Source organism: Cerasicoccus maritimus, assembly GCA_031296935.1.
GTDB lineage: Bacteria > Verrucomicrobiota > Verrucomicrobiia > Opitutales > Cerasicoccaceae > Cerasicoccus > Cerasicoccus maritimus.
The window spans coordinates 101,963-114,421 of the sequence record JAVDPD010000001.1 but is presented as its reverse complement, the minus strand read 5'-3'; the positions used below and the strand labels follow the sequence as shown (position 1 = coordinate 114,421).

The following is a 12,459-nucleotide window of genomic DNA, read 5'->3' as shown; positions in this document are numbered from 1 at the left end:
CGAGCCCGTGCCAGCGAAGGGTTAGCGAAGCGCAATGGTAGGGACGGTTGCCCCAACCGTCCGCCACGTCAGTTGGACTATAGATGAAACCGGACGGTTGAGGGTAACCGCCCCTACCCGATGAAGCAATTTTACATCGAGTCCTTCTTCACGGCGAAGTTGCCCGAGCCGGTGAAGAGTAAACCGAGCGAAACCGCCGCCAACATGATTGGGTAGCCAGCGTCTTTGAGGATGTCGCCGCCACCGTCGATCTTCACTGCGCTGGCTACAACCATCGTGCAAAACAGAAAGAAAGCCGAGATACGCGTGCACACGCCAAGGATGATCAGCAGCCCTCCGACGAGCTCTGCCGTTGCGGCCAGCACGCCCCAGAGCAGCGGCGCAAAGTCGATGCCAAAGGTTTCCACGGCCGAGCCCACACCTTTTAAGGAATCAGCGCCACCGGCAAACTTCGGAATGCCCGCCGCCACGAAGATAATCCCGGCAAACAGGCGGATGATGAACAGCCCCAGGTTCGGGCTGTTAACGAAGTGGCTGATCTTTTCCTTCATGAGAGCAAGCTGACGCCGAGTTAGCTAAATGTCGAGTTTCACGGCACGTTACTTTTCCTCTTTGCAGACGTCTTCGAGGAGCTTGGCGATGAGGCCCGTCCAGCCGGTCTGGTGGGAGGCGCCGCAGCCGCGGCCGGTGTCGCCGTGGAAGTATTCGTAGAACAGAACGTGGTCCTTAAAGTGCTCGTCGCGGTACCACTCGGGGTGGTCGCCGTTGATGGGGCGGTCGCCATTCTCGTCGGGAAGGAAAAGCTTGAGCAAGCGGCGGCTGAGGTCCTTCGCGGCCTCTTCGAGCGTCACCCAATTGCCGGAGCCGGTAGGCAGCTCCACCTTCAGGCGATCGCCGTAAAAGTGGTAATACTTTTCAAGCGCTTCGATGATCAGGAAGTTGACCGGCAGCCAGATCGGCCCACGCCAATTCGAGTTACCGCCAAAGAGGTAACTCCGCGACTCGCCAGGCTCGTAGGCTACGCAATGCTGCTCGCCGTTGAGGTTCAAAATGAAGGGGTTGTCCTCGTGCGCCTTGGACAACGAACGAATGCCATAGGGCGAGAGAAATTCGTTTTCGTCGAAGAGGTAGCGCAGCACTTTTTCCATGCGTTCACGCGCGGCGAGGCCAAGTAGGAACTTCGGGCGCACGCCCACGCCGGCGGCGAAGTCCAGACATGAAACTTGCTCGGTAAAAATCTCGTTGTGCTTGAGGAACCACTGCATGCGCTTCTTAAAGCCGGGCAGCGATTCAATGGTTTCGTTGTGCAAGAGCTCCACTGCGCAGATCGGTAACAGGCCGACCATCGAGCGGATCGCCATCGGGATGCCGCGCCCATCTCCAGTGTGCAGCATATCGTAGTAGAAGCCGTCTTCTTCGTTCCACAGACCCGTGCCGCCTAGGGTGTTGATCGCCTCACCGATGGCCACAAAGTGCTCGAAGAATTTCGACGCCACGCCCTCGTAGGAAGCGTCGTGCGCGGCGAGTTCCAACGAGATCGACAGCATCGTAGCGCAGTAAAACGCCATCCACGCGGTGCCATCCGCCTGCACCAGTTGGGCGCCACCAGGGAGCGGCTTGGATCGATCGAAAGCGCCAATGTTATCAAGGCCAAGGAAGCCGCCCGCGAAGAGGTTACGCCCCTCGGGGTCCTTACGATTCACCCACCAGGTGAAGTTGATGAGCAGCTTGTGGAAGCACTGTGCGAGGAAGTTTAAATCGCGCTCGCCGCGCTTGGCCGTCATTTTGTAAACACGCCACACGGCCCAGGCGTGGACCGGCGGATTGACATCGGAGAAGTTCCATTCGTAGGCGGGAATTTGTCCATTGGGATGCAGATACCACTCGCGCAAAAAGAGCATCAGTTGCTGCTTGGCGAAGTCAGGATCTATCTTGTCAAACGGGATCATGTGGAAGGCCAGATCCCACGCGGCAAACCACGGGTATTCCCATTTGTCGGGCATGGAAATGACGTCTCGATTAAACAGGTGCCCCCAGTCGCCATTGCGAATTTCTCCCCTGCCCTCCGGCGGCGGCGGGAAGTTGGGATCGCCCTCGAGCCAGTCTTTCACCGAATAGTGGTAGAACTGCTTGGACTGCAACAGGCCCGCATAACACTGGCGCAGCACTTGATACTCTGCATCGCAAAGTTTCTTGCCGGTAATGTCATCGTAGAAAATGTCAGCCTCAGCCATGCGCTTCTTAAAGACATCATCAAAGCCTTTGCCAAACGGCACCTTGGGTGCCTCATCGACGTGGCTCAAACGCAGGCGCACGACCCGTTCTTCACCGCCCGGAATGTAGAGGCTGTAATGCGCGGCGGCCTTGGTGCCCTGCCCGTTGGCAACAGCGCCCAGTTCACCATCCACGATGAAGCGATGGAAGGCGTCCTTCGTGTGAGCAAAGTCATGATCCGCGCCGTAGAGACGTTGCACATTGGTTTCGTTTTCCGTGAAAATAAAGTCCGGCGCATCTTCGGCATGGAAATGAAACTCGCCCAACGTCTCGTGCTCGGCAATGAGCCTTTTGCCGTCTTTGCGAATACTGGGCTTCATGCTACAGTCTTCGTAATCGCAACCCCAAATCCATGTATTGCGGAACCAAAGTTGCGGCAGCAAATGTACGGTCGCGCCCTCCTGCGCACGATTGGCGATGGTGATCTTGACCAAAATATCGTTCGGGCCAGCCTTGGCGTATTCCGCATACACATCGTAGTAGCGGTTGTCATCGAAGGCTCCGGAATCCAGCAACTCGAACTCGTCGGCTTCGAGGCCACGGCTGGCAGCTTCGTCAACCATCCATTGGTAAGGGAACTCACGCTGCGGGTATTTATAAAGCGCCTTCACATAGCTGTAGGTCGGCGTCGCATCGAGGTAGTAGTAGAGCTCTTTCACGTCCTCACCATGCGTGCCCTCATGCCCGGAAAGACCAAACAAACGCTCTTTCAAAAACGGGTCCGCTTCGTTCCACAGCGCCAGGCCAAAGCAGAGGCGGCACTCGCGGTCGGTAAAGCCGAGCAGGCCATCTTCGCCCCAGCGATAGGCGCGGCTGCGCGCGTGGTCATGGGGGAAATAGCGCCACGCATCGCCGTCTTCCGAGTAGTCTTCGCGCACGGTGCCCCATTGTCGTTCGGAGAGGTATGGCCCCCAACGTTTCCAATTTTCCTTGCGATCCTCAGAAAGGCGGAGGCGCTCCCTTTCGGGATTCGCCGTGGACTGGGCGGGGGCTTTTTTCCGTGGCATAAAAAGCAGCTTATGCGTTAAGCGCGAATACACAACACCTTATCGCGCTTGACGATTGCGCATTTGTGGCAGAGAGTGCGCAGACGTCATTTTGTGAAGCTACCGCCATGCCCGAAGACCCGTCAGCCAAACCGGAACTCGATCCATCCACCTGGGTCGACGAATACGGCGATGCGCTTTACAAGTTTGCCTACTTCCGCGTGAACAACGCCGCGCTGGCCGAAGACCTTGTGCAAGAGACGTTCCTGGCCGCCATCAAAGGCATGGAGCGTTTTTCCGGCAAAGCAAGTGTGAAGACCTGGCTCACCGGTATCCTGAAAAACAAGGTCATCGACTACTACCGTAAAAAGAACCGCACGCAGTCCATGCAAGAGACCGCGAATTTCTTTGAGCGTGAGGAAGCCGATCTCTTTTCCGAAGACGGCAGCTGGAACTACGACAACCCCAACATCCCCAAGGACTGGAACCCAGCGCAGGTCGAGAAAATGGACCGCAAGGAGTTCATGCAGCAATTTTACGCCTGCGCTGACAAGCTGCCCGACAAAATTCGCACTGTGTTCATCATGCGCGAAATCGACGGCATCAAGAGCGATCAAATTTGCGAAGAGCTGGACATCACCCCGCAGAATTTGTGGACCATTCTCCACCGCGCGCGCATGGCCCTGCGCCAGTGCCTGGAAAAAAACTTCTTCTAGCCAGCATCCTGCTGGACCGGAAGATTTGCACATTGTGCAAATGCTGACTCCTACATAGGAACCGCTAGAGATAACATGAAGTTGCCGGGGTCCAGCACTTGCTCAACCCGGCAACTTCATGTTATCTCTAAAATCCGAAGAGCATCTTCAAGTCGCTCTTCAAGTTCTTACCCGGCTTGACGGTGCCTTGCGGGTCGCTGGATTTAAACGAGAGTGTGTCGCGGCACTGGCCCTTAAACGCTTCGGGATCAAAACTCAACAAGGCAAGGTCGCCCTCTTTCGCGCCATAAGGGAAAGCTTCAGGCCCGAGCGGCGTCCACTTTTTAGGCAAGCCGTACCAAGTGTATTCAATGTCCCAACCGCTCACACCATTCACAGGAATGGGTTTGGTCAGCAGGCTTGGGTAACGGTTAATAAACTCCGGGACGCTGGCCGTGCCAATGCGCAGTGTAAAAGCCGTGGGCAGACCATGAAAATACTCGCGGAAGTTCTTAAATTTCTGAGTACGAACCGCGTCCCAGAAATGAACCGGATCTGCGCCAATCAAGTTCAGGCCGCTGTAGTCGCCATGATGATTTTTACCAGAGAATCCCGCCGCTTTGTAATACTGGTCGAAGTCGCTGCTCTTACGCAGGCCAATTTCGAAATGTAGGTGTGCGCGCTGTCGGGGGATGCTGTAACCGCCCGCAGAGCGGCCCATCGTACCGATGCGTTGGCCACCTTCAATTAAAGCGCCCACGTGCAAACCTTTCTCGATGGACGCCAAGTGCGCGTAAAGGGTGTACACCGGCACCTCGGCCTCGGGGTGCTCCAGCACGATGTAACGACCGTAGGAGCTGTTGCCCGCAATCTTGTTGATGTAGGCCACGCGACCAGGCATCACGGCGTAAATCGCATCCGTGGCCTCGTGATTGCGGTCACGGCCGATTGGCTTCAGGTCCAGCCCTTCATGAAAGCGGCTCCCGCCGTTACGCACGCAACCAAACAAAGCGGACTCCGGCTTGCCAGATGCCGTTGGCTGCGTAATCTCCTCCCAATCAGCACCCTCGAAAAAAGCCGGATTCGGCGTGGGCCAATACAGGGGGGGGGTGCCAACGGCCAGCAACGCCGCCCCCAGCAGGCAGATCAGAAAAGCGGCGACGGATCGCTGGCGGGTAGGCATAAACTGTATTCTAGAAGCGAGCTTCGCGCGTGGCTTCATTCATCTTCTTGGTGTCGCCCTGCATTTCGAGGACCATTTTTTCGATATCCTCCTTAGGCATTTCGACAAAGGTGTAGTAACGACCATCCTTGATTGCGCCATCGAGCTGTCGAGCGCCCACTGGCCTACCACCATATTCGAAGATAATTACCCGTCCATTGTTCGATACCGAAGTGCGGTAAAGCTTGCGGGCAGCGGGCTCATTCAGGTGAAAGAGCAAGGCGTAATCTCCGGACGCAACTTGTACCATCTGCACATTGGTGATGTCGACTTCTGTGAAGACCGGCGTGCCATAAACGTTGTAGGATAAACCGCTTTGCGGGAGTGACAAAGTCTTGCCAATATCACCGGCGGAGCCTCCCGCACTGGATTCGAGGTAGAAGCGCATGGGCTTGACCGTATCATCGTCATCACCACATGCGGTCAGCAGCAAGGCCGCCAGAATAGTCAGGAAAAGAGAAATGTATTTAGGCATAGAAAGAGATGATTAGAGTATCATGTTATCAATCAGACGAGTCTGATCCAACCAGACGGCCAGGGTCAAGAGGCTTTGCCCAGGGCGCACTTCGCGCTCAGGCTTCATCGTGTCCTTGTCGACAATTTCGACGTAGATGATGCGGATGCGGCGGCTTTGGCTCAAATGGTGGGTGACTTCCGCCTTAATGCGGTCGACGCTCAAGTTACCATGAGCAACAATATCCTTGCCGATATTCAAAGCCTGCGAAAGGCGTACAGCGTCGGTGCGCTCGCCGACTTCCAGGTAGCGGTTGCGCGAACTCTTGGCTAAGCCATCGCCCTCTCGAACGATCGGCGCGACCAGTATCTCCACCGGGAAATAAAGGTCTTTGACCATCTTCTGCAACACGGCGGCCTGCTGCGCATCCTTCTGCCCAAATACCGCAAAGTCCGGGCGGCATACATTAAATAATATCGCCACAATGGTCGCTACACCGCGAAAATGCCCTGGTCTCGAAATGCCGCACAGCCCCTGCGAATACTCGTTCTCCTCAATATACGTCGAAAAGTCGGGGGGGAGGATGTCTTCGCGATCAGGCATGAAAACAATGTCCGCGCCTCGGGCTTCGCAGGCTGCGAGGTCTGCTTCCATCTGACGCGGATAACGGTCGTAATCCTCATTGGGCCCAAACTGCGTGGGATTGACAAAGATTGACACGATGACCACGTCTGACTTCTCACGGATCATATCAATCAGTGACAGATGGCCCTCGTGCAGGGCACCCATCGTCGGCGCCAAGCCGATCAACTGGCCCTTGCCGCGCAGGCGCGTAACGTAGGACTGCATTTCTTCAACTGAACTAATTATCTGCATGCTATGTGGTAATTTAAAGGACGGCGTCAGAAACACACGCTAAAACGTGGCGACGAAGTTGCAAATTCTGTGATCTATTATTTTCATTTTACAATTCGGGCATTATGCACTATCTAGTGGAAATTCTCAGCATGGTGCTGACGCGATCCACTACTGCCAACGAATGAGTGAAGTCCAAGCTAACAATAAAGTCGTGCTAATCGCCGATGACGATCTGGCTACACGGACATTTCTCAAAGCCGCCACACAGAAGCTAGGCCATCACGCCATATTGGTAGACAACGGTAAAGACGCCTTTGATCAGGCCAAAAAACATCGGCCTGACTTGATTCTGCTTGATATCCTGATGCCCGACATCGACGGCTATACCGACCTGCGCCTGCTGCGGCTCAACTGGCGCACGCGGGATATCCCGATCATTGTCATCTCCGGCTATGCAGACCAGACCGATGCCGATCGCTGCCTAACCGCAGGGGCAAACTTCTTTCTGCCCAAACCGGCCACTGTTGCCCAGGTGCGCGCGGCCATTAACAAGTTCCTGTCGCCCGCAACCGCTCCGGAGGGGGGGGAGGGCTAGCACGCCCGCTGGCCCTCAAATCGGGAGCGCTCACGGCCAACAACACGCCTGCCCGACGGAAAATCGCCTTCGTCTCCTCAACACTGCGCTCTTTTAGTAAAGCAGCCAGTCGGTCTACGAAGTCATCTGTCTGATAAGTCGCCGTCTCCAGCAAAAACAGTTGCAGCGCATCGCGGTGAAACTGGTAAGCGTGCCGCTCTTTGCCGCTGGCGTTGTAACTCGTCAACCGATGGCCGTGCAGGCGCCCGGTATCGCAGCAGTCCCGAATAAACTGGGTCGAGCGGCCCAGCAGCTCTGCGGCTTCCTTGGTGTTGTACCAGATCTTGCCCGGAGCGAGCAATGAATCAAAGTGTGGTGTTGTAGCTTGGTTTTTCATGGTGGAGGGGGGGGGGAGGTCGAAGGATTTAAGTGTGAAAAATTCGGAGTGTGGAAGATTCGAATGCAGTGAATCAGAATGGATCAGGCGAAGCGCTGTACGCGGCTAGAGGCGGCTGGTACGGCGGAAAGAGCGATCTTTGCGCTCCAGCGTGGCGGTCAGGTACCCCTCAGCGCACAGGTGCTCCTTGAGCAACGACGCAATCAGGCTGGAAAGCGAACGCTGGTCCTCGGAAGCCGCCTGGCGAGCAGCATCCCGGAGAATGGGCGTAATGGAAATCGATAGATTGACAGTGGTGTTGTTCAGTGTTTTCATAGTGAACGAATTCTCAGAAATTATTCTCCATACCGCAACAACTTTTTACTATTTTTGTTCATTTTATTATTGGCTAATAACCCGCGTTGAGTATCAATGAGTTAGAAACCCTTAATGAGATAACTCTTTCAAAAAACGAAAAGACCATGCCCGAAGACGATAAAAAGCACAAAACCGTCGGCGTTTCCTTCCACCCGGAACTCCGTGAACGCGCCAGTGAGCGCTCCCGAGAGCTTGGCCTCTCCTTCAGCCGCTACGTAACACTCTGCGTCGAAGCCGAGCTCAATGGCCACCCCTCGCAACTCCTCTCTCAGCCCGCCCCCCCTGCGTCCGCGCCCACGCCAGCCCCGCAGCAGGACTTCAACCTCCAACACGCTATCGACCAAGGTAGCGACTACTCCGCCGCCAAGGCGGCCTCCATTGACTTCGAGGACGACATCGAGGAAATTCTCCGCGCCGATGACATCTGCTACACGCGCTACTCCGCCGTAGGCAATCTCCGCACGGACTTCCTGGTCCAGCACGTCTGCGAAAAGACCGACCGCACCATTCGCATCGCCCTGGAGTGTAAGCACAACCTCCGCGGGCGCTACACGGTCACGCTTGGCCAGGCAATCATCCTCAACAGCATGCCGCAAATCGACGCGGTTGTGCTCTGCGTGCCGTATTTAAAGAACTTCGACAAACACGTCCGCGAAACCTTTGCCCAGCAAGACATCCCGATCGCAATACCGGACAACGTTGGCGCAGTCATCCGCGAAATCGCGGAGAAAGCCGGAGCGTAGCTTTTTCTGAACTACGAATGGCGCAGATGACCGCAGATGCGGAGAGGCAAAGAACTTTATCTCTCACCAAGGCACGAAGGCACAAAGCTTGAGCGGGGATTTTTCAATTTATCAGAGTGAAAATCAATGATACGTCAGCGATTAAAGCGGTTCGCCCAAAAATGAATTTTCATATCCAGGGCGATGTAGTGTCGCCTAATTTATTTGAAGTCTCTCCTCAGTTCCTTGGTGAAATCCCACACGCTAATGCACGCTCTGTCGACTACGTGGCATCAGCTCCATGTGCAGAGTGGACTGAAAAGCTGGACGGCCTTTTTCGGGGCGGCATTCAGAAAGAGGAAGTTGAGGCCAACATAGACTCATTTGAAATCTTTCCACTCGTTTGCAAATACGTTGAGTCTGGAAAACCCAGCGTGATCGATTTCGTTAAATCTAAACAAGATACTCTACTTGAATGCATCGAATATCTTGGAATCGAAACATTCGCAGAGGAATTGTTTTTCGAGATAATCGATGCAGGCAATCGTGGAAGATATAAGATCTATAGCATCGAACGATTTGATCTCATTGGTGATATCATTGAAATTCATGGATTGGCATTTGAAAGAGATAGCTAACCGATGAGCTACCTGATTGAAACGCTGAGTAGTCATCACTAAATCAGCAGCCTTCGCGAGAGTCAGCAACGCTGGCTCACCGCGTTTAATCCAACTCTCTAAGGTAGGGCGTCTAAAAAGTCTGATCGAGTCGGCGAGATGTATTCGAGAGGCAAAATTCCGGCTTCTGAATCGAGGCGAAACCAGTTTCGTCGAGATGAAGAAATGATATTTTGACCTCGAAGACGCTCTCCGGCGAAGACCGCTTGAGTTTTTAGACGCCCTCTAAGGTAGGGCGACGCTTACAAGCGAGCCGCCCCCTACGTCACCGCGCTTAATTTACCAAGCTAAGGTAGAGCCCGTTATCCTTAACGGGCAGTTTCATCCAGACATAGACTGAGCCTTAGCAAATTCTGACTCAGGGGCAAAATCAGCGCCCGTTAATGATAACGGGCACTACCCGATGTGATCGGTCGAGCTGAGAGGCTGCTCAAAGGCTTGTCTGGAGACTGCGCCCTACCCTTTCCACGCCACCGCGCTACGCCTGCACGCGCTCAAGATAGAACTTCAGCTCGCCGATAGATTCGCAGATGTCATCCAGCGCGCGGTGCGTCCCCTGCTTTGGGAACCGTAAATCATAGCGCTCCTGAAAAACCACCTTGAAGCTGCTCACGTCGAGCATGCGGTAGTGAAGCTTGCTCGCAAACTTCGGCAAGTAGCGGTCCACAAACTTGCGGTCCTGTCCGATAGAGTTGCCGCTCAAGATAATCGGCTGTTCGCCCCAATACGGCTCCACGGTTTTGACGAGCATTTCGTCGAGCGCCTGCTCGGTCACGCCGCCGGGCACGCGGTCCACGAGACCGCTTTCCTTGTGCGTTTTCTGGCACCAGTCATTCATACTGGCGAGGACCTCAGGCGTCTGAAAGACGGCCGTCTCCCACTCCGCAAGGACTTCGTTAAAATCGGCGGAGGTGACGATCAGCGCGGCCTCCAGTATGCGGTCATTGACCGGATCGAGGCCGGTCATTTCGAGGTCGAGCCAGCACCAGGCAGGTTGTTTTGATTCAGACATGGGTAACGTGATTTCCCGCAGAGGCGCGGAGGCGCTGAGGATTCATCTTCGCTTCTTCTCAGCGTCTCCGCGCCTCTACGGGATAAACTAAGATCAATTTAAGCCTACTCGTCCTCGGTAAAGTCGATGACGGTGAAGGCGTCGATGCCTTCCTTGGCGAGGGCCTGGCGGCCGGGCAGCTCGACGAGGTCGATGATCGCCGCGAAGCCGATGTGGGCGGCGCCGAGGCGCTTCATCAGGCGGGCGGCGGCCAGAGCGGTGCCTCCAGTGGCCAGCAGGTCGTCCACGATGAGCACGCGCTTGCCGTCGACGAGCGGCGAGTTGTGCGTCTCGATGGTGGCTTCGCCGTACTCGAGCTGGTAGTCCTCGCTGATCGTGTCGAAGGGCAGCTTGCCTTTTTTGCGCACGAGCACGAGCGGCTTGTGCTGTTGATAGGCCAGGGCGCCGGCCAAAATGAAGCCGCGGGCGTCAATGCCGACGACAAGGTCGAACTCTTCTTCGGTGGCCCATCCAGCGAGGCGGTTGAGCACGGCGCGGTAAGCGTCGGGGTCTTCGAAGAGCGTGGTCACATCACGGAAGTTGATGCCTTCCTTGGGCCAATCCTTGATGGTGCGAATGCTTGCTTTGATGCGTTCAGCTTTCATACTGGCAGCATCAACGCTTAAATCCACTCCCCGCTCAAGACCTTTCCGCATAATGTCCAACAAAGCCGCTCTTCGTCATCTGGCGCTTGCCCGCCGCAGCTCCCTCCCCCCCGAAGAACGGCAAACACGCAACCAGCACATCATGCAAAAGCTCTTTGCGCTGCCGGACTTTACCCAGGCAAGCCGCGTGCTGTTTTATGTATCCTTTGGCAGTGAGGTGGACACCCACGATTTGATGAACCGCAGCTTCGGTGGCAAAGATGTGCTCGCCCCCCGCGTCAATGGCGACTCCTTACATGTGCATGAGCTGAATTCGCTCGACGAGCTCAAGCCTGGTGCCTTCGGCATTCTGGAGCCTGTCGCGACGCTCCCCGAAGTCGCCACCGACAGCGTCGAAGTCATCCTCGTCCCCGGTGCGGCCTTCGACCTGCGCGGCCACCGCATCGGCTACGGCAAAGGCTATTACGACCGCCTGCTTTCCAGTGTGAATGCCCTGAAAATCGGCCTGGCTTACGACCGCCAAATCGTCGACACCGTACCCAACGAAGAACACGATATTCCCGTCGACATTTTGATCACCAACGAGCGCGTGCTGGATCTGCGTTAAGCGAGCACGTCAGCCAAGCTGTCCATTGGCATTAGGAAGTGTCATTTTCCTGCGACAAGCGATCGACACGGGTTGCGTTTATGGCGTGCGGCGCTACCCTATCGTTTATGGCAACTGATTATCCCCGCATCGCAATCGTCACCGGCGCTACGTCCGGCATTGGCGAAGCCACCGCAAAAGAATTTGTCGCCGCCGGCTACGCCGTCGTGGGCACCGGGCGTACTGCCAGCAAGCTGGAGGCCCTTGAAACCGAGCTCGGTGCCGCATTCGCCGGGTACGCTGGCGACGGCGCCGCCCAAGAAACCATCGACGCGCTCTTCACGTTGACCAATGAAAAATTTGGCGGCGATCCCGACATCGTCGTCGTCAATGCCGGACGCGGGTTGGGCGGCTCGGTGAAAGACGCCGACCTAACCGAGTTTGAAGACATGATGCGCATCAACGTGACGGGCGCCATCCGCCTCATGCAAAAAGCCGCGCAGAAGATGGCTGAGTCGCAAAAAACGAATTTCCCCAAGAAGGCGGCGGACATCGTGGTGATTGGCTCGGTGGTTGGCCGGCAGGTCTCGCCATTCAGCGCAGTTTACGGCGGATCGAAGTTTGCCGTCCACTCCATGGCCGAAGGCTTGCGCCGTGAGGTCGGCCCGCTCGGCGTCCGCGTAACGACCTTAGCCCCCGGCATCGTCATCAGTGGCTTCCAGGAAGTCGCTGGCTACGGCGAGGATATTCTCAACACGTTCGAAGAGAAATTTGCGCCTATGCTCGTGGGCAAGGATATTGCCGAAGCGATCCTCCACGTCGTCTCCCTGCCGCCCCACGTGCACATCAGCAACATCACCGTCCGCCCCACCCGCCAAGACTACCCTTAGCAGCGCAACGTGCCGTTGCATCCATAGATTTAGATTTGCGCGTGGCGCAAATGGCGAAGGGGCAACTTAATGTTATCACTAGAGCACAAAAAAGCCATGCAGGCGTACCCA

15 protein-coding genes are annotated in these 12,459 nt (G+C 55.8%); 6 read left to right on the top strand and 9 right to left on the bottom strand.

The window, feature by feature from the left end; all coding sequences use genetic code 11:
• Nucleotides 1-131: 131 nt before the first annotated feature.
• Nucleotides 132-551 carry a DoxX family protein gene (locus tag RBB62_RS00520; protein WP_309395959.1) on the bottom strand — a complete coding sequence of 140 codons (420 nt, stop codon included), beginning with the start codon at nucleotides 549-551 and terminating at the stop codon, nucleotides 132-134.
• 48 nt (nucleotides 552-599) lie between these two features.
• Nucleotides 600-3,281, bottom strand: a complete 2,682-nt coding sequence (locus RBB62_RS00515) for an MGH1-like glycoside hydrolase domain-containing protein (protein ID WP_309395958.1) — start codon at nucleotides 3,279-3,281, stop codon at nucleotides 600-602.
• A gap of 107 nt (nucleotides 3,282-3,388) precedes the next feature.
• On the opposite strand from RBB62_RS00515, the gene RBB62_RS00510 reads away from it, so the two are divergent.
• Nucleotides 3,389-3,976: a sigma-70 family RNA polymerase sigma factor gene (locus RBB62_RS00510; protein ID WP_309395957.1), complete on the top strand. Its 588-nt coding sequence runs from the start codon at nucleotides 3,389-3,391 to the stop codon at nucleotides 3,974-3,976.
• A 127-nt stretch (nucleotides 3,977-4,103) separates the two neighbouring features.
• Here RBB62_RS00510 and RBB62_RS00505 read toward each other — a convergent pair whose 3' ends face one another.
• From RBB62_RS00505 to panC, 3 genes are read right to left on the bottom strand one after another with little or no spacing between them, the layout of a single operon-like run.
• Nucleotides 4,104-5,138, bottom strand: a complete 1,035-nt coding sequence (locus RBB62_RS00505) for a M23 family metallopeptidase (protein ID WP_309395956.1) — start codon at nucleotides 5,136-5,138, stop codon at nucleotides 4,104-4,106.
• Between the two features lie 10 nt (nucleotides 5,139-5,148).
• A complete protein-coding gene (locus tag RBB62_RS00500; RefSeq protein WP_309395955.1) occupies nucleotides 5,149-5,652 on the bottom strand; it encodes a hypothetical protein in 504 nt (167 codons plus the stop codon).
• A gap of 12 nt (nucleotides 5,653-5,664) precedes the next feature.
• A complete protein-coding gene (gene panC, locus RBB62_RS00495; protein WP_309395953.1) occupies nucleotides 5,665-6,507 on the bottom strand; it encodes a pantoate--beta-alanine ligase in 843 nt (280 codons plus the stop codon).
• A 163-nt stretch (nucleotides 6,508-6,670) separates the two neighbouring features.
• Here panC and RBB62_RS00490 point away from each other — a divergent pair, with 163 nt between their 5' ends.
• Nucleotides 6,671-7,084, top strand: a complete 414-nt coding sequence (locus RBB62_RS00490; RefSeq protein WP_309395951.1) for a response regulator — start codon at nucleotides 6,671-6,673, stop codon at nucleotides 7,082-7,084.
• On the opposite strand, the gene RBB62_RS00485 is transcribed toward RBB62_RS00490, so the two are convergent.
• Both RBB62_RS00485 and RBB62_RS00480 read right to left on the bottom strand, forming a co-directional pair.
• Complete coding sequence (locus RBB62_RS00485) at nucleotides 7,035-7,460, bottom strand: helix-turn-helix domain-containing protein (protein ID WP_309395949.1); 426 nt, start codon at nucleotides 7,458-7,460, stop codon at nucleotides 7,035-7,037. The genes RBB62_RS00490 and RBB62_RS00485 overlap by 50 nt on opposite strands.
• 105 nt (nucleotides 7,461-7,565) lie before the next feature.
• Nucleotides 7,566-7,775, bottom strand: coding sequence for a hypothetical protein (locus RBB62_RS00480; RefSeq protein WP_309395948.1), 210 nt, complete (start codon nucleotides 7,773-7,775; stop codon nucleotides 7,566-7,568).
• 146 nt (nucleotides 7,776-7,921) lie between these two features.
• Here RBB62_RS00480 and RBB62_RS00475 point away from each other — a divergent pair, with 146 nt between their 5' ends.
• Together RBB62_RS00475 and RBB62_RS00470 are read left to right on the top strand one after the other, a co-directional pair.
• Entirely contained in the window at nucleotides 7,922-8,560 is a 639-nt protein-coding gene (locus RBB62_RS00475) for a hypothetical protein (protein ID WP_309395946.1), read from the top strand.
• A 116-nt stretch (nucleotides 8,561-8,676) separates the two neighbouring features.
• Nucleotides 8,677-9,177, top strand: coding sequence for a hypothetical protein (locus tag RBB62_RS00470; RefSeq protein WP_309395944.1), 501 nt, complete (start codon nucleotides 8,677-8,679; stop codon nucleotides 9,175-9,177).
• A 517-nt stretch (nucleotides 9,178-9,694) separates the two neighbouring features.
• Here RBB62_RS00470 and orn read toward each other — a convergent pair.
• Nucleotides 9,695-10,228: an oligoribonuclease gene (gene orn / locus RBB62_RS00465; protein WP_309395942.1), complete on the bottom strand. Its 534-nt coding sequence runs from the start codon at nucleotides 10,226-10,228 to the stop codon at nucleotides 9,695-9,697.
• Nucleotides 10,229-10,332: 104 nt separating this feature from the next.
• Nucleotides 10,333-10,872 carry an adenine phosphoribosyltransferase gene (locus RBB62_RS00460; RefSeq protein ID WP_309395940.1) on the bottom strand — a complete coding sequence of 180 codons (540 nt, stop codon included), beginning with the start codon at nucleotides 10,870-10,872 and terminating at the stop codon, nucleotides 10,333-10,335.
• 52 nt (nucleotides 10,873-10,924) lie between these two features.
• Here RBB62_RS00460 and RBB62_RS00455 point away from each other — a divergent pair, with 52 nt between their 5' ends.
• Nucleotides 10,925-11,479 (top strand): 5-formyltetrahydrofolate cyclo-ligase, encoded by a 555-nt coding sequence (locus RBB62_RS00455; protein WP_309395938.1) that lies wholly within the window; start codon nucleotides 10,925-10,927, stop codon nucleotides 11,477-11,479.
• Nucleotides 11,480-11,586: 107 nt separating this feature from the next.
• Nucleotides 11,587-12,348, top strand: coding sequence for an SDR family oxidoreductase (locus RBB62_RS00450; RefSeq protein WP_309395936.1), 762 nt, complete (start codon nucleotides 11,587-11,589; stop codon nucleotides 12,346-12,348).
• Nucleotides 12,349-12,459: the final 111 nt, after the last annotated feature.